This is a genomic window from Planotetraspora thailandica (assembly GCF_016863335.1).
In the GTDB taxonomy this organism is placed as follows: Bacteria; Actinomycetota; Actinomycetes; order Streptosporangiales; family Streptosporangiaceae; genus Planotetraspora; species Planotetraspora thailandica.
Map to the genome: position 1 here is coordinate 284251 of NZ_BOOR01000008.1, position 21128 is coordinate 305378.

Here is a 21128-nt window from a genome sequence, read left to right on the forward strand (position 1 = left end):
GCGGCGGCTCTAGTGGCGGTCGTCGTACCCGGGATCGATCGTCTCGGGGGTGAGGCCGAGAAGGTTGGCGACCTGCTCCACGACCACGTCGAAGACCAGCGTGCCGAGCGTGTCGCGGTCACGCGCCCGCGCTTCCAGCGGGCGGCGGTAGACGACGACCGCGGCATGGCCGCCGCTCGCCGGCTCCGCCCGGCCGAAGGGGATGGGGTCGGACGACAGGCGGGAGGGGCCGTCGACCAGCTCGCTCGGGGGCGGGACCTCCTCGACGGCGAACTCCACTGAGGCGAGCTGTGCGCCCCACCTGGGCTTGAGCCGGTCCACCGCCTCGATCACCAGGTCGTCGAACCGTTCCCCCCGCGACTTGGCGATCGGGACATGTGATGGGGCGAGCGGCCCGCGCATCCCGCGGCCGTGCCGATCACGTCGGCGGACGCGTCGATTCCGGTCCGGCATGTCGCCGCGTTCGCTCGGCTGTGTCACGGAGTCAGCTTAAAGCGCCGCCGGAGGTCACCGCCGAGCCGTACCACCGCTGTCCGAATTGTGGCGACACGATCGATAAGAGCTCCGGGGTGGTGGCAATCGGAACGCGGACCGGATACGGTCCCTCCGTGAGCCCCGTCCGCAGCTGTTCCCGTACCGCCTGCAGGCAGCCTGCCGTCTTCACACTCACGTATGTCTACGCCGACTCGACCGCCGTCCTCGGCCCCCTGGCGACGTACGTCGAGCCGCATTGTTATGACCTGTGCGCGGAACACGCGGAACGGCTCACCGCCCCCCGGGGGTGGGAGGTCGTGCGTCTCCCCTCCGAGGCCGGTTCCCCCAGCGGAGACGATCTCGAAGCCCTCGCCAACGCGGTCCGCGAGGCGGCCAGGCCCGCCCCCGCCACAGGAGAGCCCATCGGCCAAGCGGTCGAGGTGGGGCGCCGCGGCCATCTGCGGGTGCTGAAATCGGCCCAGCCGAACCGCGATCGGTGACATCACCCGTGAGGTCGCGTCCTGTTCCCGTCGGCGGCGATCAGGAGCTGTAGGCTCATGCGGGCAGACCGTGCCCGAAGACGGAAGGATCCCAGGGACCGCCGTGGCCGACCTCACCAAGATTTTCAAGGCGTACGACGTGCGTGGCGTCGTGCCCGACGAGTTTGACGAAAACATCGCCGAGGCCGCCGGGGCCGCGTTCGCCGAGGTGACCAGCGCTGAGGCGGTCGTGATCGCGCATGACATGCGCCCCTCCTCGCAGCCGCTGGCCGCGGCCTTCGCGCGCGGGGTGACCTCGCGGGGCGCCGACGTCGTGAACGCGGGGCTCGGCTCGACGGACCTCCTCTACTACGCCAGCGGCATCCTCGGGCTGCCAGGCGTGATGTTCACGGCCAGCCACAACCCCGCCCAGTACAACGGGATGAAGATGTGCCACGCGGGCGCGGTGCCCGTGAGCTCCCAGACCGGTCTGATCGAGGTACGCGACCGCGCCGCCGAGCTGCTCGCCGCCGGCGTCGGAGGGGTTCCCGGCAAAGGCACGGTGACCTCCCGCGACCTGCTCCGGCCGTACGCCGAGCACCTTCGCACCCTGGTCGACCTGTCCGGCATCCGGCCGCTCAAGGTCGTCGTCGACGCCGGCAACGGCATGGCCGGTCACACCGTGCCCGAGGTCTTCCGGGGACTGCCGATCGAGCTGACCGAGTTCTACTTCGAGCTGGACGGCACCTTCCCCAACCACGAGGCCAACCCGCTCGAGCCGGAGAACCTGCGCGATCTGCAGAAGGCGGTCGTCGATCAGGGCGCGGACATCGGGCTCGCCTTCGACGGCGACGCCGACCGATGCTGGGTCATCGACGAGACGGGCGAGTCGGTCTCCCCGTCCACGATCACCTCGCTGGTCGCGGTCAGGGAGCTGGCCAAGCATCCGGGGTCCACGGTCATCCACAACCTGATCACCTCCCACGGGGTGCCGGAGATCATCGCCGAGCACGGCGGCGTCCCGGTGCGCACGCGGGTGGGGCATTCGTTCATCAAGGCGGAGATGGCCCGCACCGGTGCCGTCTTCGGCGGTGAGCATTCGGCTCACTACTACTTCCGCGACTTCTGGTTCGCCGACTCCGGCATGCTGGCCGCACTCCACGTGCTGGCCGCGCTCGGCGAGCAGGACAGGCCGCTGTCGGAGGTGCTGTCGCGCTACGCCCGCTACTCGGCGTCGGGCGAGCTCAACAGCAGGGTCGCCGACCAGGGAGCCGCGCTCGACAGGGTTCGGGCGACGTTCGCCGGGCGGGAGGGTGTTAAGTTCGACGAGCTGGACGGTCTGACCGTGACCGGTCCCGGCTGGTGGTTCAACCTGCGCCCGTCCAACACCGAGCCGTTCCTGCGGCTCAACGCCGAGGCGGCCGATGAGGACACGATGGCCGGCGTGCGCGACGAAGTGCTCGCTGTCGTAAGGAGCTGACCGAGTTGAAGATCGACGACTGGCTGCTGGACATCCTGGCCTGCCCGGCGTGCAAGTCACCGCTCCGCGTGGAGGCCGACGCCGACGAGCTGGCGTGCACGTCAGCCGAGTGCGGGCTGGTCTACCCCGTTCGCGACGACATTCCCGTCCTGCTCGTCGACGAGGCTCGTAAGGCATGACGGATGCCGGAGGGCCCGGCATGACGTTCGACCCCGACAGGCTCGACGATCAGGCGCACCTCACCGAGGGCGACCCCACAGGAGTGCTCCCGGCGGTCGCGTCGTCCATGGCCCACGTGCGCACCGCCCGCAGGGCCGCCGTCGAGGCGGACGTGGCACGGCTCACCCGGTTCGGCAGGCCCAGGGCGATCGTCGTGGCCGGAATGGGCGGCTCGGTGATCGCCGGGGACGTGCTCGCCGCCGTCTGCGGCAACGGCGCTCCACTGCCGATCGTGACGGCAGGCGGCGACCGGCTGCCCGGCTGGGTCGGTGCCGCCGACGTCGTCATCGCCGTCTCCCGGTCAGGCGACACACCGGAGACGCTCGGGCTGGCCGCGGAAGCCGTACGGCGAGGCTGTTCGACCATGGGAGTCGGCCGGGCCGATTCGCCCCTCGAGACCGTGCTTGCGCGCGGCGGCGGGCCGTACGTGCGGCTGGCCGGCGAGGCTCAGACCGGCACCTTGTGGGAGACGGCGGTGCCGCTGGTCGTGGCGGCCTCCTCCCTGGGCCTGGCCGACGCGGACGACGACGCGTTCGAGGCGGCCGCCGGACGGCTGGAGGACATCGCCCACCGGTGCAGGCCGTCCAGCGAGTCGTTCATCAATCCGGGCAAGACGCTCGCGACCGAGCTGGCGGGAAGCATCCCGATGATCTGGGGGACGTCGCCGCTCGCGGTCGCCGCGGCGCGGTGGACGGCCTTCCGGCTCAACGAGATCGCCAAATATCCGGCCATCTGGGGCGCTCTTCCGGACAACCTGCACCAGGGCGCCGCGTTCGCCGGGCCGCTGGCCGGGCGGGACATCTTCGCCGATCCCTTCGACGACGAGCCCGGTGAGGGAGTGCGGCTGCGCCTGGTCGTGCTGCGCGACGCCGAGGAACACGAGCGGGCCCCGGGACGCCGGGCCGAGGCCATGCGCCTGGCCGAGGAGCGGGGCGTCCCCGTGTCGGAGATCGTGGCCGAAGGCGCCCATCCGCTGGAACGGCTGGCGACGTTGATCGGCCTTTGCGACTACGGAAGCGCTTATCTCGCGCTCGGCTATGGCGTCGATCCCGCTCCGCTCTCCGAAATCACGGAACTCAAGGCCCGAATTTCCCCATAGGATCTTTTCCGGCCGATCCTGAGGAGTTTTTGTGAGTGCGAGTGGCGGATCCAAAGCGATCATCGCGGCGCTGACCGCGAATCTGGCGATCGCGGTGGCGAAATTTGTGGCGTTCGTGTTCACGGGTTCGTCGTCGATGCTTGCGGAATCGGTCCACTCGGTGGCCGACTCCGGCAACCAGGCCCTGTTGCTCGTCGGCGGCCGGAGGGCCGAGCGGGCGCGCACGCGGACCCATCCTTTCGGCTACGGCCGTGAGCGGTATTTCTACGCGTTCGTCGTGGCCCTCGTGTTGTTCAGCATCGGAGCGCTGTTCTCGATCTACGAGGGCTGGCACAAGATCTCCGACCCGCACCCGGTGGAGTCGCCGGTCTGGGCGTTCGGCGTGCTCATCTTCGCGATCATCGCGGAGAGCTTCTCGTTCCGCACGGCCATCAAGGAATCGCTGCCGCACAAGGGCGCGGCGTCGTGGGTGTCGTTCATCCGCAGGGCCAAGGCCCCCGAACTGCCCGTCGTGCTCCTCGAAGACCTGGGCGCGCTCCTCGGCCTCATCTTCGCGCTGTTCGGCGTCACCATGGCGGTGGTCACCGGTGACGGCGTCTGGGACGGCATCGGCACGATCATGATCGGTGTCCTGCTGGCCGTCATCGCCATCGTGCTCGCCACCGAGACCAAGTCGCTGTTGATCGGCGAGGGTGCGGCGCCCGAGATCGAGGACCAGATCTGCGCGGCGCTCGAGAGCGCGCCAGAGGTCAGCAAGGTCATTCACCTGCGCACCCTCCACCTTGGCCCGGAGGAGCTCCTGGTCGCGGCGAAGATCGCGGTCGAGCACGACGACACGGCGGCAGAGGTCGCGCGGGGAATCGACGAGGCCGAGCGGCGTATTCGCGAGGTCGTGCCGATCGCCCGGGTCATCTACCTGGAGCCAGATCTGGACCAGGTCGGTACGACGTCGTCCGCTGCCGTCAGCCACGAGTCCTGAGCGATACCGGGTGAATTGATCAGGAATTGCCGCACGATTCCCCGATTTGCATGATCAATATCGCGGTGGTGTGGGTGTAGGCATCATGGTGGTCATGCGGGACGTGTCGTGATCATGCGGGATATGTGGTCGCCATGTGAAAACAGTGGTCGCCATGCGGAATGTGCGGTGGCCCCGCTGAATGGTGGTGGCCCCGCTGAATGGTGGTGGCCCCGCGGAATGTGTGGTGATCATGCGAGAACGTGTGGTGAACGTGCGAGCCGTGTGGTGATCATGCAGAAGTTCGGGCGCACATCATTCGGCCTGGCCATTCCCGAACCGTGATCATGCAGAAGTTCGCCCGCGTGTGCGCTGGCCTGGCGTTTTATTGTTCGTGATCATGCAGAAGTTCGCTTACGTGCCTGCCGGCTTGGGGTTTTGTCATTCGTGATCATGCACTTCGGTGGCATCGCATGATCACGGATACCATACGCGCAGCTCACGGGCCATGCACCCGAACTTCTGCATGATCACGATTTGCGAATTCGCAGGTCACATGGGGTGACTCCGAGGTTCTGCATGATCACCACCGAGGGGGGTGCTGGTCGGCGCGCGTGGCGCAGAACTTCTGCATGATCACCACTATGGGGGCTCCATCACGAGGCTTCGCTACCGCGGGGCCACCATGGGATGCCGCTACGGGGGTGCCATCACAGGGCAGGGTGTGATCCACGACATAGCGTGACGAAAATGTGATGCATGTTTCCTTTACCTCACCGTACCCGTGGGTAACTTGGGCTTTGCCCATTTGACCTCATGGGAGGTGCGCCTCATGGCCGAGCAGACACATGAGCGGGGACATGTCCGGTGGAAGCGGTTCGCGCTGGTCTTCGTTCCCGCGGCCGTGGTCGCGTCGGTGCTCGTCGGAGCCACCGCCGAGGGCGCGATAGGAGCGTCGTTCGTCGTCTCGGGCGACACGTTCAAGGTCTCGGCGGACAAGCTGCAGGGCCAGGGGTTCATCCAGTACGGCAGCCTGACCCAGAACAAGAAAGGGCAGAAGATCCCGGTCGCCATCTCCGGCATCCGGCACGCCACGCTCACCAACATGTGCCAGACCGTTCGCGTCGACTCGCCGGTGGGAGATGTGACGATCAAGCTGACCGCCGGGACGGGCAAGAACCCCGTGGTCGCCGAGAACATGATCGTCGACGCTTCCCAGCTTCAGGGAAATGCCGTCTTCAAGAACATCCAGGTGGGCAGGGACGCCTCGACCCTTGACGCGGTCACCGGCGGGGCGGGGCCATCTGGCATGTTCGGGCAGCAGGCCACTTCGGTGTCGATCACCGGCTTCAAACAGGTCTCCTGGGCCGTCAACGCGGCGACCTTCAAGCTGCCCGACCTCAAACTGACCGTCGAGCCCGGCGACCACGAGTGCTTCTGATGCCTTCGACGTCTCCGGCCGTGCCTAGCCGTACGAGTGCGGGTGGGCGGTTATGAGCGGTGTGGCGCGGTGGCGCGGTTCGCGGCCGTTCTGGGGCGGCCTGTTCACGGTGATCGGCGGCCTGGAACTGCTTGGCATTCCGTTCGCCACGCAGGCGTTGCCGCTGGTCATCCAGTCGGGCACGGTCGGGGCGAGCTACCTGATCGCAGTGGTGCTCATCGTGGTCGGCCTGCTGATCTGGCTGCAGCCCGGTCAGCGGGCCTTCCTGGGCGTGGTCGCGGTGCTCGTGTCGCTCGCGTCCTTCGTCTACGCCAACCTGGGCGGTTTCCTGATCGGCATGCTCCTCGGGCTCGTCGGAGGGGCGCTGGCGGCCGCCTGGACGCCCGGACGTGAGGAGGACGGCGGGCAGGACCCGGTCACGCTGGACGGCCCGCGTTTCACCGGCAGGCGCGTCGTCAGCGGGGACGATCGCGGAAACGCGCCCGCGGACGCGGCGAAGCCCGGCCCGGCCTCCGGCGACACGACCGGCGTGTGGATCGGCCGGGTGAAGGGATCGGCGACGCCTCGCCCCGCGAGCCCGCGTCATGCGGGGCCGCCTAGTCCCACGGCTCCGAACCGCCCCGGCCCACCGCCTCCCTCGGCCCCGCATCAGGCCGGCCCGCCTGCGCAGGGCGAAACCCAGGAGAGACCCGGAGAGGACGGAGGCCCGGGAGGCGGCCGGTTGCAGGCTCTGGCCGTACTGCCTCTGATCGTGCCGTTTGCCCTGTTGTCCGGCTCTCGTACGGCGGCGCCGATCTCCGCGCATCCGGTCGTCGCCCAGGCGGAGGCGTTCGGGCAGCAGGTACAGCCGTCCGGGCCGAAGGTGGCGACCGAGGCGGCGACCGTCACGGCGCCGTCGCTGACCATGACGGGCATGAAGTTCCACGGAGTCGTGGAGGTGCCGACGGCGACCGGCACGGTCAAGATGCTCTGGTTCACGATGGACAGGGCCGTGTTGTCCGGCCCCACGCAGACCATGGGCGCCGCCACGCTCGTCGGGAAGACGTTCACGTTCGACGGCGACGTCGACATCTACACGACCAAGATGACCGGCACGCTGCTCGGCCTGCGGCAGGAGTTCACCGCGGAGAATCCGAACGTCCTGGTGAGGGCGCTCAAGTTGGTGCCGCGGCTCGACCTGCCGCTGACCATGACCGACATCGTGAGTGAGCAGCCGTACGTGACGGCGGACTCCCTCGACGCCCAGGGCCTGCGGCTCGACGTGTCCTGACCCCGACCGAATCAGCGGAGGTCCCGGGCCCGGACGAGCCCGGTCTCGTAGGCGTGGATCACCGCCTGGGTGCGGTCGCGCAGGCCGAGTTTGGCCAGTATGCGAGCCACGTGGGTCTTCACGGTGTGCTCCGTCACGACCAGTTCCGCCGCGATCTCCGCGTTGGACAGGCCACGGGCGATCAGCCGGAGGACCTCAGACTCCCGGGGCGTGAGCCCCGTCTCGGCCGCGGCGCGGCGGTGGCGGGTGAACTCGGCGATCAGGCGCCCGGTCACCTTAGGCGCTAGCAGGGCGTCCCCTCGGGCGACGACGCGCACAGCCTCAGCCAGATCGCCGGCCCTGACGTCTTTGAGCAGGAAGCCGCTCGCCCCCGCGAGCAGCGCCTCATAGACGTACTCGTCGAGGTCGAACGTTGTGATCATCAGTGCCTTGGTGCCGAGGCCGGTGACGGCCCTGGCGACCTCGATGCCGTTCATGACCGGCATGCGGATGTCGAGCAGGGCCACATCGGGCCGCTCCGCCTCGGCCAGCCGTACGGCCTGGCCGCCGTCGGCCGCGGCTCCCACGACGGCGATGTCCGGCTGGGCGGACAGGACGGCGGAGAACCCCCTCAGCACCACCGGCTGGTCGTCGGCCAGGAGAACCCTGATCATTCGAGGGGGAGTCCCGCCTGGATGAGGAAGCCGCCGCCGGCACCCGGGCCGGCGACGAACCAGCCGCCCAGGGCCGTGGCGCGCTCCCGCATGCCGATCACCCCGTGGCCGGGGCCGTCGGCCTCCGGGGCGGCAGGTCCGGGTCCGTCGTCGGCGATGCGGAGGGCGAGCAGGGTGGGCCGGTAGGCGATCTCGATGGACACCCGGGCTCCCGGCGCGTGCGTCCTGGCGTTGGCGAGAGCCTCCTGGACGATCCGGTACGCCGACACGTCCACGGCCTGCGGCAACTCCCTCTCCTCGCCGACGACGTCGAGGTCGACCTCGCCGCCGTGCTGCTCGATCAGCTCGGGGAGCCGCGCCAGCCCCGGTTGTGGCGCGGTCTCCGCGGGCACGTCCGCGCGCAGCACGCCGAGCAGCCGCCGCATCTCGGTCAGCGTCCCCCGGGCCGCTGCGGCTATCTCCGCGAACTCCCGCGCGGCCTCCTCGCTCAGGTCCTTCAGGGTGTACGGCGCGGTTTCGGCCTGGACGGCGACCATCGAGATGGAATGGGCCACGATGTCGTGCATCTCCCTGGCGATGCGCGCCCGCTCCGCCATGGCCGCCTGTTTCCGCAGCGTCTCGACGTTGTCCTCACGCGCCTTGCGCACCTCGGTACGGCTACGCCGTACGTCGGCCAGCGAGGTCACACCCGCCAGCAGGGCCGCCGCGACGACCGCGACGACGGCGAGCGCGGCGGTGCGGTTCACGACGGCGAAGCCGGTCGCGCCGAGGAGGAACAGCCCGACCGCACCCGTGAAGATCCAGGCGCCTCGCCGTTCGAGCCGCCGCTGGATCGTGTAGAAGGACAGCAACCCCGACATGAGCACGGGGAGCAGCCAGGGGCCCGGCGCCAGGGGGAACATCGCGATGAGGACGGCGCCGATGAGGGTGAGCGCGACGGTCAGCCACGGATAGGCGCGTCGCATCACCTGGGGCGCGGTCGCCAGCAGCAGCCCCGGAACCTCCAGCGGTTCGGCGCCGCCGCGTTGGGCGAGGCCCAGCACCGCGAGCGCCGCCAGGGAGAGGCCGATCATGAGATCGGTCCGCGAGCTGAGCGCGGTGCGAAGGTCGAACGTGTTGATGTTCCGCTCGACCTGGTCGATTCCCGTCGTCAGATCCACGCCGAGAATTGTGCGCCCGATCTATCTGGCATGTCGTCACTCCGGAGAGCGATCCCCTACGGCGGGCGTCATCGGGGCCGCAGGAGGCGCAGCGCCTTCTCCTTCTCGAAGTCGAGAGCCCGGCGCGGCGCCTGGATGCGGCCGATTCTGATGCCGAGGTCCCGTACGGCCTGGGCGACCGCGGGCTCCGACATCGCCCGCAGCGCGAACGCCAGCTCGGCGGGGGAGATGTCGAACCGGCGCTCCAGCTCCATGGCCTGGCTGACGGCGGTCAGCTCCTCAGGGCCGAACCTGCGGTGCGAGCCCCGGTCGCGTACGGGAGGCAGAAGGCCGAGCGACTCGCGGTAGCGCAACATCCGAGGCGACACTCCGAGTCGCCGGGCGGCCTCGGTGATCCGCATCCCTGCCCCCTCCGTACCGGCGTTTGCATCCACGTTAGACAGTTAGGCGGGCACTTGGCAGCCTCTGCAGCCCAAATCTCACAATCTCGTGTCAGATTCGCCCCCTCCGGCGTGCGTCGTGTCGTCTGAGCGGCCTAGACTCGGGTGCGACGAACAATGGAGGGACACGAAATGGACTTCAAGGTCGCCGACCTTGCTCTTGCGGACTTCGGGCGCAAGGAGATCCGCCTCGCCGAGCACGAGATGCCGGGCCTGATGGCGACCCGTAAGGAGTACGCCGCTTCGCAGCCGCTCAGGGGCGCGAAGATCATGGGCTCGCTGCACATGACGATCCAGACCGCGGTGCTCATCGAGACGCTGGTCGCGCTCGGCGCCGACGTCCGCTGGGTGAGCTGCAACATCTTCTCCACCCAGGACCACGCCGCCGCCGCGGTCGTCGTCGGCCCCAACGGCACGGTCGACAACCCCTCCGGCGTGCCGGTCTTCGCCTGGAAGGGCGAGACGCTGGAGGAGTACTGGTGGTGCACCGAGCAGGCTCTCCAGTGGCCTGACGGCTCCGGCCCCAACATGATCCTCGACGACGGCGGCGACGCCACGCTCCTCGTCCACAAGGGCGCCGAGTTCGAGAAGGCGGGGGCCGTGCCGGCCGCGGGCGAGGACGACCCGGAGGAGTGGGGGATCATCCTCGACACGCTCCGCCGTACGATCACCGACGAGAAGCGCTGGACCAAGGTCGCCGGGGACATCAAGGGTGTCACCGAGGAGACGACCACTGGCGTGCACCGGCTCTATGAGATGCACAAGTCGGGCCAGCTGCTCTTCCCGGCGATCAACGTCAACGACTCGGTGACGAAGTCCAAGTTCGACAACAAGTACGGCTGCCGCCACTCGGTGATCGACGGTCTCAACCGGGCCACCGACGTGCTCATCGGCGGCAAGGTCGCGGTGATCTGCGGCTACGGCGACGTCGGCAAGGGCTGCGCCGACGCGCTGCGCGGCCAGGGCGCCCGCGTGATCGTGACCGAGATCGACCCGATCTGCGCGCTTCAGGCGGCCATGGACGGCTTCCAGGTCACCACGCTGGAGGACGTCGTCGGCATCGCCGACATCTTCGTCACCACGACCGGCAACTTCGGCATCATCACCGCCGAGCACATGTCGCAGATGAAGCACCAGGCGATCGTGTCCAACATCGGCCACTTCGACAACGAGATCGACATGGCCGGCCTGGGTCGCATCCCCGGCATCGTGAAGAACAACATCAAGCCGCAGGTCGACGAGTGGGTCTTCCCCGACGGGCACTCCATCCTCGTCCTGGCCGAGGGCCGTCTGATGAACCTGGGCTGCGCCACGGGCCACCCCTCGTTCGTGATGTCGAACTCGTTCACCAACCAGGTGATCGCCCAGATCGAGCTCTTCACCAAGACCGAGGAGTACCCGATCGGCGTCTACGTGCTGCCGAAGCACCTGGACGAGAAGGTCGCCCGCCTGCACCTGGACGCTCTCGGCGTCAAGCTGACCAAGCTGACGAAGAAGCAGGCCGAGTACATCGGAGTGCACGTCGAAGGCCCCTACAAGCCGGAGCACTACCGCTACTGATCGCCGGGCCCCCATGGGGGCGTGATCTCCGCCCCATGGGGGTGATCGGCCTCCGTTGGGGTGACCACACTCTCATGGTGGTGATCACACCCTCGTGGTGGTGGTCACGCCTCCACGGTGGTGATCACACCCCGTTGGGTGGCCATGCCCTCATGGGGGTGACCACACTCTCATGGTGGTGATCATGCAGAAGTTCGTGGGAACGGCCGCTGGGCTGGCCGTTCCCTGGTCGTGATCATGCAGAAGTTCGAAGACATAACGGTTGACCAGCAGTTTTCTGGGTCGTGATCATGCAGTACTTCGCGAAGCTCGTGACTGAGCTGCGAGTACGGACTTCGTGATCATGCAGTCGCGGGTGATTTGTCCGACGAGAGTCCACATTCACCCCATTGCATGATCACGAAATGCGTTTTCGCAGCTCAGTGGGCACTTTTCCGAACTTCTGCATGATCGCGATCGAGAAATGGCAAGGTCGGCGCCACATCGGCGAACTTCTGCATGATCACGCGGAAAGGGGGAGGGGTCAGGTGAATGACGGTTTGGCGGAGGCGGGGGAGCGGCGAGTCGGCTGGGCCGCACGCTCCATGCCGGTCCTTCAGGCCATCGCGGCCGGCTTCGCCGAGGACAGGCCGCTCGACGGGCTCCGGATCGCCGCCTGTCTCCACGTGACCGCCGAGACCGCCGTTCTGATGGGTGCGCTGAAGGCCGGCGGCGCCGAGATCTCTCTGGCCGCGTCCAACCCACTTTCCACCCAGGACGACGTCGCCGCGGTGTTGTCCGAGTACGGCATGGCCGTACATGCCCGGGCCGGCGTCGACCGGGACACCTACTACCGACACATCCATCAAACGCTTGATATAGCGCCACAAATCGTGCTCGACGATGGTTGTGACCTCGTCAACATTCTCCACACCGAGCGGACCGAGTTGCTCGGCGACGTCGCCGGCGGCTGCGAGGAGACCACGACGGGCATCATCCGGCTCCGCCAGATGGCCGCGGAGGGTGCGCTCACGTTCCCCATGGTCGCGGTCAACGACACTCGCACCAAGCGCATGTTCGACAACCGGTACGGCACGGGCCAGTCGACCCTCGACGGGATCATGCGCGCCACCAACATCCTGCTCGCGGGCCGTACGGTGGTCGTCGCGGGCTTCGGATTCTGCGGTCGCGGCGTGGCCGAGCGGGCCAAGGGCCTCGGCGCCCGGGTGGTCGTGACCGAGATCGACCCGGTGAAGGCGCTGGACGCCTCGCTGCAGGGATACGACGTCCAGCCGATGAGCCGGGCCGCGGAGATCGGCGACGTGTTCGTGACGGTGACCGGCGACCGCGACGTCGTCCGCGCCGAGCATCTGGCCGTCATGAAGGACGGCGCGATCCTCGCCAACGCGGGCCACTTCGACGTGGAGATCGACGTACGCGCCCTGGAAGACATGGCACAGTCCGTAAATTTCGGGGTTCGCCCCAACACGGATGAGTACGTTCTGGACGACGGCAGGCGACTGCTGCTCCTCGCCGAGGGCCGCCTGGTCAATCTGACCGCGGCCGAGGGCCATCCGGCGGCGGTCATGGACATGTCGTTCTCCGCCCAGGCCCTGGCCGTCTCCTGGCTCGCGCGCGAGGCGGCGCGGCTCTCGCCCGGCGTGTACGACGTGCCGCCGGACATCGACGTTCAGGTGGCCCGGCTCAAACTCGCCGCCGCGGGCATCGTCATCGACGAACTGACCCCGGAGCAGGAGGAATACCTGCACTCCTGGCGCGTCGGCTCATAGGCCACATCAAGGGCCCAGAAAGGGTAGTGGGCACGGCCTGTGCGGCCTCTCCCTCCGCACGAGCCGTGCCTCACCTCAACCCCACAGCAGGCATGGCCCCCATGACCTGCCATAACGCCAATGCCCCTCATGTCGGGGTCTACACATCAAGATGGGGGAACAAATCCACCAGGTGTCGGTCTGGCCGGTTCCTGGGGCTCGGGACGCGCCTGTCCCCCTGTGCGTGTATCGCCTTGCGGCGCGGGGTTCCCGGGGCTCGGGGCGGCCTGGCCGTACGGATTGGCCGCGCCGTAGACCGGTGCCCCTCCGTACGCCGCCGTTCCTCCGTACGGAGACACCTGCGGCATCCCGGGGGCCTGGCCGTACGGCACGGCGGGGCCGCGCGTCTGTGCGAGCCGCACCTCCTCACGCCTGCGGCGCTCGGCGAGGACGGCGGCGAGATAGGAGTACGGCGGGACGCCCGGCGGCGGGGGAGGCGAGACGCGCGCGCTCACCTGGTTCGCGATCTGTATGCCCATCTGGTGCTGCATGGCGGGGGAGAGTTGGTGCCAGCGCAGGAGATATCGCCGGGCCGTGTTGGCGAGTTCGTCGGGGAGTTGTGACAGCTGCAGCGACGCGGCCCACCTGGCGAGCTGGGGCGGCATCGGGGGCGGCGGGGCCTCCCGCGGCCCGCGCTCCCCGATGACGATCGTTCCGGCGAAGATGTCACCGAGCCGCTTGCCCTTCTCGTTGAGCAGCGAGATGAGCAGCGCGGGAGCACCCGTGAAGGCCCACAGCTCCAGGAGTCCGGCGAGGCCGCGGAACAACGCCTGCCGGAAACGCTCGGGGCCGCCGTCTTCGCTGACGACTCTGAGCCCGAGCGCGAGCTTGCCGAGGCTGCGCCCCCTGGTCACCGTCTCGAAGATCACCGGATAGCCGACGAGCACGAGCGCGGAGAAGAAGATCGCCAGGCCCGCGGACAAGGCGTCATCGGTGATCGCGGAGGCGTTCGTCACCAGGAACACGATCCCGATCAAGATGATCGTCTGAACGATCCAGTCGATGATGAAGGCCACGGCGCGGCTCGGGAGCTGCGCGACCCGCACCTCGAGGATGACGGCCTCACCCGTCACGACTTCTGACACACTCGCACCTTACTGTGCAGTGGTCGATAGGGTTTGATCTGTGGACATCGATGCGTTTGTCGCCGCCAACAAGCCGACCTGGGACCGGCTTGACGACCTGGTACGGCGGCGCCGCTCGCTGAACGGCGCGGAGGTCGACGAACTCGTCGAGCTCTACCAGCGCGTCGCCACCCATCTGTCCATCATGCGGTCGAGCTCGCGAGACGCGATCATGATCGGCCGCCTTTCCACCCTCGTCGCCCGGGCACGCTCGGCCGTCACCGGCGCGCACACCCCGGCCTGGCGAGAGGTCGTGCGCTTCTTCACGGTGTCGTTCCCCGTCGTGGCCTACCGGGCCCGCCGATGGTGGCTCGGCGCGACGCTCGCCTCGATCGTGGTGGGATACGTCGTCGGCGTGTGGGTGGCCAAGAACCCCGACGTCCAGAACGCGATCGCGCCCCCCGAAGAAATCAAGCAACTGGTTGAGCACGACTTCGCGGACTACTACTCCGCGCATCCCGCGGGGTCGTTCGCCGGTCAGGTCTGGCTCAACAACGCCTACCTGTCCCTCCAGGTCATCGCGTCATCGATCTTCATGGGGGTGCTCATCCCCTATGTGCTGTGGAACAACGCCCTGAACGTCGGCGTCTCCGGCGGGCTCATGGCCGCGCACGGGAAGTCCGACATCTTCTGGGGCCTGATCCTCCCGCACGGCATGCTGGAGCTCACCGCCGTCTTCCTCGCCGCCGGCGTCGGGATGCGCCTCGGCTGGACGGTCGTCGACCCGGGACCCCGGCGCCGCGGGGAGGCCCTCGCCGAGCAGGGCAGGGCCGCGATGAGCGTGGCCCTGGGGCTGATCGCCGTCCTGTTCGTCTCCGGGCTCATCGAGGCGGGCGTCACACCGTCCGGCCTGCCCACGTGGGCGCGCATCGGGATCGGTGTGCTCGCCGAGGCGCTCTTCCTCACCTATGTGATCGTCCTCGGCCGCCGTGCCGTACGGCGGGACGAGACCGGTGACATCGAGCAGGCACCGGATCTCGCACCCACCGCCTGAGCGCTACAGGCGGCCCGAGGCCTTGAGCGCGAGGTAGGCGTCCGCCAGCGCGGGCGCCAGGTCTTCGGGGAGGGCGTCCACGACCTCGACGCCGTGACGGCGCAGCCGCGACGTGATGCACCGCCGCTCGCCGCGCAGCTGCTCGGCCGCCGCCGCGTCGTAGACCAGTTCGGGCGTGCCCCTGCCCGCGGCCATCGCGGCCACGCGCGGGTCGGCGACGGCGGCGACCAGCACCAGATGCCGCGAGGACAGCTGGGGGAGCAGGGGCAGCAGGCCCTCGTTCATCGCCGCGGCGTTGAGGTCGGTCAGCAGCACCACGAGGCAGCGCCGTTTGGCCCGGGCGAGGACGGCCGCGACCATACCGGGCGAGTCGGCCTCGACCAGCTCGGCCTCGATCGGAGCCATGGTGTTGACCAGCGCCGACAAGAGTTCGGTGCGCGAGGCTCCCGACAACCACGCGCGCACCGCCCGGTCGTAGGCGAGGAAGTCGACCCGGTCTCCCGCCCGTGCCGCGAGGGCGGCCAGCAACAGCGCGGCGTCCATCGACCAGTCCAGGCGCGGCCACCCGGGAGCGGGAAGGTTCTCGCCGCCCCGGTCGCCCGGTGTGTCGTGCTGCGCCGTCTGCTCGTCCGGCATCGACGGGATGGGCGACGTGCCCACTCTGCCCGCCGACGTGCGGCCGGTGTCGAGCACGATTAGCACCCGGCGGTCGCGTTCGGGACGCCACGTCCGCACGACGACGTCATTGCGCCGGGCGCTGGCCCGCCAGTCGATGGACCGCACGTCGTCGCCGGCCACATACTCCCGCAGCGAGTCGAACTCGGTCCCCTGGCCGCGCACCAGAGCCGGGTGCTGCCCGTCCAGCTCTCGCAGCTTGGACAGCTTGGCCGGGAGGTGCTTGCGGCTGAGGAAGGGCGGGAGCACCCGTACGGACCAGGGAACCCGATGGGTCCCCTGTCGTGCGGCCAGGCCGAGCGGCCCCAGCGAACGCACCGTCACCGATACGGCCTCGCGGTCGCCCCTTCGGGTCGGAGTCAGCGTGACGGTCAGGCGACGGCGCTCGCCCCGCGGCACATCGACCTTGAGCTCCCTGGGCGTCGCTCCCGCCGAGGGCGGCCAGGCGTCGCGCAGCACGCCCCGCACCCTCCGCGATCCCGGGTTCTCCACGATCAGGCCGATCGTGACCGACTGGCCGAGCCGTACGAGCCGCTCGCCCTCGCGCCTGAAGCGCAACGGGCGCACGCTGCCGGCGAGCAGCAGGTCGATCACGACCAGGAAGGCCAGGAGCAGCACGATGCCGAGGACCGCCATCCCGGGTGCGGGCGCGATGAAGACCACGATGGCGCCCAGGGCCGCGAGCAGGCCCACGCGTCCCGTCAGCGCCATGGCGTCGCCTTTCCGTCTCGTACGGCTCTCGCCACCGGTACGGCTCCCGGCGCACATTGCATGATCACGAAATTCATCTTCCCAGCTCAGCCACGTTGATCGCGAAGTTCTGCATGATCACGACCACCCCCTTGGGCGGCGTCAGCGGGGGACGGAGACGGACGAGAGGATGCCGTCCAGGACGCCGTCGGGGGTGGCGCCTTCCAGCTCCGCCTCCGGCCGCAGCTGCACACGATGCCGCAACGCCGGCCGGGCCAGCGCCTTGACGTCGTCCGGGGTGACGTACGTCCGGCCGGACAACCAGCCCCACGCCCGCGCGGCGGCCAGCAGGGCGGTCGCACCTCGCGGCGAGACCCCGAGCTGGAGTGCCGGCGACTGCCGGGTGGCCCGGGCGAGGTCGACGACGTATCCGAGCACCTCCGGGCTGACGTGCACCTGCTTGACCGCCGTACGGCCCGCCTCCAGGTCGGCCGCGGACGCCACCGGCTTGATGTGCGAAAGGTCGCGCGGGTCGAACCCGAGGGCGTGCCGTTCGAGGACGGCGATCTCCTGGTCCCGGGGCGGCAGCGGCACGGTCAGCTTGAGCAGGAACCGGTCGAGCTGCGCCTCGGGCAGCTGATAGGTGCCCTCGTACTCGATGGGGTTCTGGGTGGCCGCCACGATGAACGGGTCGGGTAGCGCACGCGGCGTGCCGTCGACGCTGACCTGGCGCTCCTCCATCGCTTCGAGCAGCGCGGCCTGGGTCTTCGGCGGCGTGCGGTTGATCTCGTCGGCGAGCAGCAGGTTGGTGAAGACCGGCCCCTCGCGGAACTCGAACTCCGCCGACTTGGCGTCGAAGACCAGCGAACCGGTCACGTCGCCGGGCATCAGGTCGGGGGTGAACTGCACGCGCTTGAAGTCCAGGGACAACGCGGAGGCCAGGCTGCGGACCATGAGTGTCTTGGCCACGCCGGGAACGCCTTCGAGCAGCACGTGGCCGCGGCACAGAAGCGCGATCACCAGTCCGGTGACGACGGAGTCCTGCCCCACCACGGCCTTGCCTACTTCGGCCCGCAACGTGGCGAGCGCCTCTCGCGCGGCCACGGCGGCGGGCGTCTCATGCTGAGGGGTGCCGGGTCCGCCGAATCCGGGTGCTCCGAATCCAGGAGTGGTCACGAGTCTTGTACCTGCCTTTCAAGGGTGTCGAGGTGCCCGGCCAGGGCGACCAGCCCGGCGTCGTCGGCGGGAACGGCGCCGAACAGCACGGAACGCACCTGGTCGAGATCCTGGCCGGTCCGCTCGGACGCGGCCGTGGCGATCTCGTCGGGGGTCGCGTTGCGAGGAAGCCCCAGGCGTGGGGTGATGCGGTCGAGCGTGGCGGCGCGCAGCGAAAGGGCGGCCCGGTCCCTGGCCCGGCGCGCGCGGTACAGCCGCCCCCGGCCCTCCACGGTCTCGGCGGCCCGCACGATCACGGGCAGGCGTTCGGCCACCACGGGGCCGAGCCGTCGCCCGCGCCACAGGGCGACCAGGATCACCGCGATGACGAGCTCGATCACCGCAGGCATCAGCCCGGCGGGAATCAGCTGGCCGAGGGGCTTCTCGCCGGAGTCGCCGGCTTGGGGTTCGGCGGGCGGCACGAGCCAGATCAGCCGCCGCTTGGCGCCGGCCAGGTTGAGCGCGAGGGCGGCGTTGCCGTCGTCGGCGAGTCTGAGGTTCGTCATGAACGAGCCGTCGCCCACCGCCGTCACGGTGCGACCGCCGGCGGTGGAACGGATCAGCGTCGGCTCTCCGCCGTAGAGGTAGCAGCCGACGGATCCGGAGGGCCCGGCGAAGACGGAGCCGCCCGTGAACGCGCTGCCGGCCGACAGGGCCTCGCCCAGGGAGCATTCCGGGCTGCGTGACGCCACGGGGGCCTGGCCGGCGCCGTTGGAGACGACGATGCCGCCTGCCAGCGTGTTGAGGTAGCGGACGTCCCCGACGAGCAGGCGGTCGCCTGGAAGCGCCGCGAGCCTGCTCGCCTCGTCGAGGCTCAGGAAGGTCGATGAGGTGATCATGAGCAGCGTGTCGCCGCCGCCGGCGGCCGCCGCCTCTTCGACGCTGTCGACGCGCTGCACCGTGACCCCGTGCCGGCCCAGCACCTGGGCGAGGGCCCTGGCCCCGACGGGGGAGGTGTCCTGAGGGTCGAGCGACCGGCCGAGGTTGTCGTTGGAGGGGGTGAGAAGCACGGGGACGACCGCCGCCAGCACGATGATCGCCACGACCAGCAGGATCGCGCGCCCGCGCCGCCACAGGGTGCGGGCCGTGGGCGCCGTTGACGACGATGTGGACGACGCGGTGGGTGCCGTGGCGGAGGGCTCCGGGGAGGGCGCCGGCGTGTCCGGCGCCGCCGTCTGCGGCATCATGCGGAGACCTCCTGCGTGCTCTCCAGCGCGACGCGGGTGGCCATGATGCGCTCGTCGAGGCCGACGAGGGACGTGTACGCCTCGGATGTGCCCGCGACCTCGCCGTAGGTCACGTCGTCGAACACACGTGCCGCCGATCGCAGCTCCTGCGCGTGCGCCGGCAGCGCCTCGCCCGCGGTGTCGGCGAGCTCCATCGCGGTACGGCCGGGCAGGGGGCTGACGATGGCGCGCTCCTCCAGTCCGCGCGCGATCGCGCGCAGCCGCTCCTGGATGGCCCCAGTCCAGTCGCCCTCGGCGGCCAGGCGTGCGGCCAGCGCGCGGTGCTCGGCGGCCGTGCGCTCCTGCACGCCGAAGACGGCGCCTTCGGGGTGGCGGCCGCGCGTGGTCCGGCGCAGCGCCCATGCGAGCAGAGCGGCCAGGAGCACCAGGACCACGACGATGGCGATGAGCGACCAGAGGCTGCCGCCTGCGCCGGAGCCGCCGCCGAAGATGCGATCGATGAAGTCCTGGATCGCCCGCAGGATGCGCTCCAGGAGCGACTCGTGGGGGTATTCCGACTTGAGCAGCTCGGCCGCCGCCTCACGCTGCGCCTGGTCCCGGCCGATGCCCACGGGCGGCTCGCCCACTAGAGGCGGGCTCAGTAGAGGCAGGCTCAGCGTCAGGGGCAGGATCACTGCTGCGGCCCGTACGGATACTGGCCCGTGCCCCCGTAGCCGGGACCGCCATAGCCGGGGCCTCCGTAGCCGGGGTTGCCGGGGTTCGTGGGAGGACCGCCGTACGGCGAGGCGCCGGGCGCGCCGGCGGACGCGGCGTAGGCGGGGTGCCAGAAGTCGTCGATGGTCGCGTGGCCGGGGCCCAGCTCCTGGGTGCGCCCCGCCGCGGTCTGCAGCACCAGGTCGAACGCCTCGGCGCGCATCCGCCGGTCGGCGTACAGCGCGCCGTGCACCCCGGCGCTGAACGGGGCGGTGACCATCTCGCTCACGATGCCGCCGAGCAGCGACGCGATGGGGATGACGGCCAGGTTGCCCAGACCCCCGATGGCCGAGCCGAAGAACGCGAACAATGCCTGGAGGACGAAGCCGAAGATCAGGGTCATGATGGTCGTGAGGGCCAGGATGCCGAACACGCGCCAGGAGCCGCCTCGCACCAGTTGCCACGACCGGCGCATAGAGTCGGTGGCTCCCCGGCGCTCGAGCACGACGGCCGAGGTGGCCAGCCCCAGCTTTGTGCTGATGAAGGCGTAGTAGGCGAACCAGGCGAGGATGAAGGGGACGGTCAGCACGGCCAGCGCCCCCCTGGCGGGGGTGCTGTCGAAGCCGCCGGTCTCGCCGACGATGACGACCAGCGAGACCACGATCACCAAGGGCACGACGATGATCAGCCCCTTGAGCAGGGACAGCCCGAGCAACGCCCAGATGCGCGGTCGCGCCACGCGCCATGCCTCCGCGGTTGTGGTGCGCCCGCCGAACACGGCGCGGCCCAGCACCACCATCAGGATGCCGGTGAGAATGTTGCCGGCCACGAAGCTCAAGACGGTCGCGAAGAGAGAGACGGCCAGCCCCCCGCCGATGACCAGCGCGAGGTTGCCCGAGGACAGGGCGTGCTCGTAGTCGTCGAGGACGCTCGTCGACTGCAGGGAGAGTAGTTGCGCGATCAGGCTCGGGAGCACGGCGATCGCGGCTACGATCGCCGACAGGCCGAGCGTGACCCTCGGATTGGAACGGATCAGCCTGATCGCGCCGTCCAGGATCTCCCCGAGGTTGAGCGGACGCAGCGGGATGATGCCGGGCCGCGGCGCCTGCGGATAGTAGCCGTAGGGGGACGGCGGCCCACCGTACGGCGAACCGTAAGGCTGACCGTAACCCGGCTGACCACCGTATTGCCCGCCGGGAGGCGGGCCGTACGAGCCCGGACCGGGTTGCCCCGCAGGGCCACCGGGCTGGCCGGGAGCCGACCCGGGGGCGGCCCAGGGTCCCTGCTGGGGTTGACCGTAGGGAGGGGGCTGCTCGGAGGCCCAGCCGGGCGGGACATCGGGGGTGGGGCCAGGACCGTCTGTCATGTCCCAATCCTGGCACGATGTACCGACAGATAGTGCGACGATCCCGTGAGCGCGCACACGCGAGGGCGGCGACGGGCGTCCAGCGTTGTCACAGGGGCGATCACACCGTCCGAGGGATGGCAGAAATGGCCCGGTTATGCGCA

20 protein-coding genes are annotated in these 21128 nt (G+C 69.6%); 10 read left to right on the plus strand and 10 right to left on the minus strand.

Features of this window, described 5'->3' with window-relative positions; genetic code table 11:
- Nucleotides 1–9: 9 nt before the first annotated feature.
- A complete protein-coding gene (locus Pth03_RS08340; RefSeq protein ID WP_203943663.1) occupies nucleotides 10–453 on the minus strand; it encodes a metallopeptidase family protein in 444 nt (147 codons plus the stop codon).
- Nucleotides 454–608: 155 nt separating this feature from the next.
- On the opposite strand from Pth03_RS08340, the gene Pth03_RS08345 reads away from it, so the two are divergent.
- The 7 genes from Pth03_RS08345 (at nucleotide 609) to Pth03_RS08375 (ending at nucleotide 7420) form a co-directional block, all read left to right on the plus strand.
- Complete coding sequence (locus tag Pth03_RS08345) at nucleotides 609–974, plus strand: DUF3499 domain-containing protein (RefSeq protein ID WP_203943546.1); 366 nt, start codon at nucleotides 609–611, stop codon at nucleotides 972–974.
- Nucleotides 975–1077: 103 nt separating this feature from the next.
- Nucleotides 1078–2433, plus strand: a complete 1356-nt coding sequence (locus Pth03_RS08350) for a phosphomannomutase/phosphoglucomutase (RefSeq protein WP_203943547.1) — start codon at nucleotides 1078–1080, stop codon at nucleotides 2431–2433.
- A 5-nt stretch (nucleotides 2434–2438) separates the two neighbouring features.
- Nucleotides 2439–2612 (plus strand): Trm112 family protein, encoded by a 174-nt coding sequence (locus Pth03_RS08355; RefSeq protein WP_203943548.1) that lies wholly within the window; start codon nucleotides 2439–2441, stop codon nucleotides 2610–2612.
- On the plus strand, nucleotides 2609–3751 hold the full coding sequence (locus Pth03_RS08360) for an SIS domain-containing protein (protein ID WP_239118853.1): 1143 nt from the start codon (nucleotides 2609–2611) through the stop codon (nucleotides 3749–3751). The genes Pth03_RS08355 and Pth03_RS08360 overlap by 4 nt, the downstream gene beginning before the upstream one ends.
- Nucleotides 3752–3782: 31 nt before the next feature.
- Complete coding sequence (locus Pth03_RS08365) at nucleotides 3783–4730, plus strand: cation diffusion facilitator family transporter (RefSeq protein ID WP_203943549.1); 948 nt, start codon at nucleotides 3783–3785, stop codon at nucleotides 4728–4730.
- An 811-nt stretch (nucleotides 4731–5541) separates the two neighbouring features.
- Complete coding sequence (locus tag Pth03_RS08370; RefSeq protein WP_203943550.1) at nucleotides 5542–6150, plus strand: DUF6230 family protein; 609 nt, start codon at nucleotides 5542–5544, stop codon at nucleotides 6148–6150.
- Nucleotides 6151–6202: 52 nt separating this feature from the next.
- On the plus strand, nucleotides 6203–7420 hold the full coding sequence (locus Pth03_RS08375) for a DUF6114 domain-containing protein (protein ID WP_203943551.1): 1218 nt from the start codon (nucleotides 6203–6205) through the stop codon (nucleotides 7418–7420).
- Between the two features lie 11 nt (nucleotides 7421–7431).
- On the opposite strand, the gene Pth03_RS08380 is transcribed toward Pth03_RS08375, so the two are convergent.
- The 3 genes from Pth03_RS08380 to Pth03_RS08390 all read right to left on the minus strand — a co-directional run bounded on the left by Pth03_RS08380 (nucleotide 7432) and on the right by Pth03_RS08390 (nucleotide 9634).
- Nucleotides 7432–8073: a response regulator gene (locus Pth03_RS08380; protein WP_203943552.1), complete on the minus strand. Its 642-nt coding sequence runs from the start codon at nucleotides 8071–8073 to the stop codon at nucleotides 7432–7434.
- A complete protein-coding gene (locus tag Pth03_RS08385; RefSeq protein WP_203943553.1) occupies nucleotides 8070–9233 on the minus strand; it encodes a sensor histidine kinase in 1164 nt (387 codons plus the stop codon). The genes Pth03_RS08380 and Pth03_RS08385 overlap by 4 nt, the downstream gene beginning before the upstream one ends.
- 68 nt (nucleotides 9234–9301) lie before the next feature.
- Complete coding sequence (locus tag Pth03_RS08390; protein ID WP_203943554.1) at nucleotides 9302–9634, minus strand: MerR family transcriptional regulator; 333 nt, start codon at nucleotides 9632–9634, stop codon at nucleotides 9302–9304.
- A 171-nt stretch (nucleotides 9635–9805) separates the two neighbouring features.
- On the opposite strand from Pth03_RS08390, the gene ahcY reads away from it, so the two are divergent.
- Together ahcY and Pth03_RS08400 are read left to right on the plus strand one after the other, a co-directional pair.
- Nucleotides 9806–11233 (plus strand): adenosylhomocysteinase, encoded by a 1428-nt coding sequence (gene ahcY, locus Pth03_RS08395; protein WP_203943555.1) that lies wholly within the window; start codon nucleotides 9806–9808, stop codon nucleotides 11231–11233.
- 527 nt (nucleotides 11234–11760) lie between these two features.
- Complete coding sequence (locus Pth03_RS08400) at nucleotides 11761–13002, plus strand: adenosylhomocysteinase (RefSeq protein WP_275413056.1); 1242 nt, start codon at nucleotides 11761–11763, stop codon at nucleotides 13000–13002.
- A gap of 146 nt (nucleotides 13003–13148) precedes the next feature.
- Here Pth03_RS08400 and Pth03_RS08405 read toward each other — a convergent pair whose 3' ends face one another.
- Nucleotides 13149–14126: an RDD family protein gene (locus Pth03_RS08405; protein ID WP_203943556.1), complete on the minus strand. Its 978-nt coding sequence runs from the start codon at nucleotides 14124–14126 to the stop codon at nucleotides 13149–13151.
- A 40-nt stretch (nucleotides 14127–14166) separates the two neighbouring features.
- On the opposite strand from Pth03_RS08405, the gene Pth03_RS08410 reads away from it, so the two are divergent.
- The gene (locus Pth03_RS08410; protein WP_203943557.1) at nucleotides 14167–15159 is read left to right on the plus strand and encodes a stage II sporulation protein M; all 993 of its coding nucleotides are present in this window, start codon (nucleotides 14167–14169) and stop codon (nucleotides 15157–15159) included.
- 3 nt (nucleotides 15160–15162) lie between these two features.
- Here Pth03_RS08410 and Pth03_RS08415 read toward each other — a convergent pair whose 3' ends face one another.
- From Pth03_RS08415 to Pth03_RS08435, 5 genes are all read right to left on the minus strand, one after another.
- Entirely contained in the window at nucleotides 15163–16545 is a 1383-nt protein-coding gene (locus tag Pth03_RS08415) for a DUF58 domain-containing protein (RefSeq protein WP_203943558.1), read from the minus strand.
- Between the two features lie 141 nt (nucleotides 16546–16686).
- Nucleotides 16687–17628, minus strand: coding sequence for an AAA family ATPase (locus Pth03_RS08420; protein WP_239118873.1), 942 nt, complete (start codon nucleotides 17626–17628; stop codon nucleotides 16687–16689).
- Between the two features lie 68 nt (nucleotides 17629–17696).
- Entirely contained in the window at nucleotides 17697–18926 is a 1230-nt protein-coding gene (locus Pth03_RS08425) for a DUF4350 domain-containing protein (protein WP_239118854.1), read from the minus strand.
- The gene (locus tag Pth03_RS08430; RefSeq protein ID WP_239118855.1) at nucleotides 18923–19600 is read right to left on the minus strand and encodes a DUF4129 domain-containing protein; all 678 of its coding nucleotides are present in this window, start codon (nucleotides 19598–19600) and stop codon (nucleotides 18923–18925) included. Before Pth03_RS08430 ends, Pth03_RS08425 begins: the two co-directional genes overlap by 4 nt.
- A complete protein-coding gene (locus Pth03_RS08435) occupies nucleotides 19597–20985 on the minus strand; it encodes a DUF7847 domain-containing protein (protein ID WP_203943560.1) in 1389 nt (462 codons plus the stop codon). Before Pth03_RS08435 ends, Pth03_RS08430 begins: the two co-directional genes overlap by 4 nt.
- Nucleotides 20986–21128 lie beyond the last annotated feature (143 nt).

Excerpts from the sequence above, each read along its gene's own strand:
- Pth03_RS08340 (WP_203943663.1), bottom strand. The coding sequence starts at position 453 with ATGCCGGACCGGAATCGACGCGTCCGCCGACGTGATCGGCACGGCCGC.
- Pth03_RS08360 (WP_239118853.1), top strand. The coding sequence starts at position 2,609 with ATGACGGATGCCGGAGGGCCCGGCATGACGTTCGACCCCGACAGGCTC.
- Pth03_RS08370 (WP_203943550.1), top strand. The coding sequence starts at position 5,542 with ATGGCCGAGCAGACACATGAGCGGGGACATGTCCGGTGGAAGCGGTTC.
- Pth03_RS08375 (WP_203943551.1), top strand. The coding sequence starts at position 6,203 with ATGAGCGGTGTGGCGCGGTGGCGCGGTTCGCGGCCGTTCTGGGGCGGC.
- Pth03_RS08380 (WP_203943552.1), bottom strand. The coding sequence starts at position 8,073 with ATGATCAGGGTTCTCCTGGCCGACGACCAGCCGGTGGTGCTGAGGGGG.
- Pth03_RS08390 (WP_203943554.1), bottom strand. The coding sequence starts at position 9,634 with ATGCGGATCACCGAGGCCGCCCGGCGACTCGGAGTGTCGCCTCGGATG.
- ahcY (WP_203943555.1), top strand. The coding sequence starts at position 9,806 with ATGGACTTCAAGGTCGCCGACCTTGCTCTTGCGGACTTCGGGCGCAAG.
- Pth03_RS08415 (WP_203943558.1), bottom strand. The coding sequence starts at position 16,545 with ATGGCGCTGACGGGACGCGTGGGCCTGCTCGCGGCCCTGGGCGCCATC.
- Pth03_RS08425 (WP_239118854.1), bottom strand. The coding sequence starts at position 18,926 with ATGATGCCGCAGACGGCGGCGCCGGACACGCCGGCGCCCTCCCCGGAG.
- Pth03_RS08435 (WP_203943560.1), bottom strand. The coding sequence starts at position 20,985 with ATGACAGACGGTCCTGGCCCCACCCCCGATGTCCCGCCCGGCTGGGCC.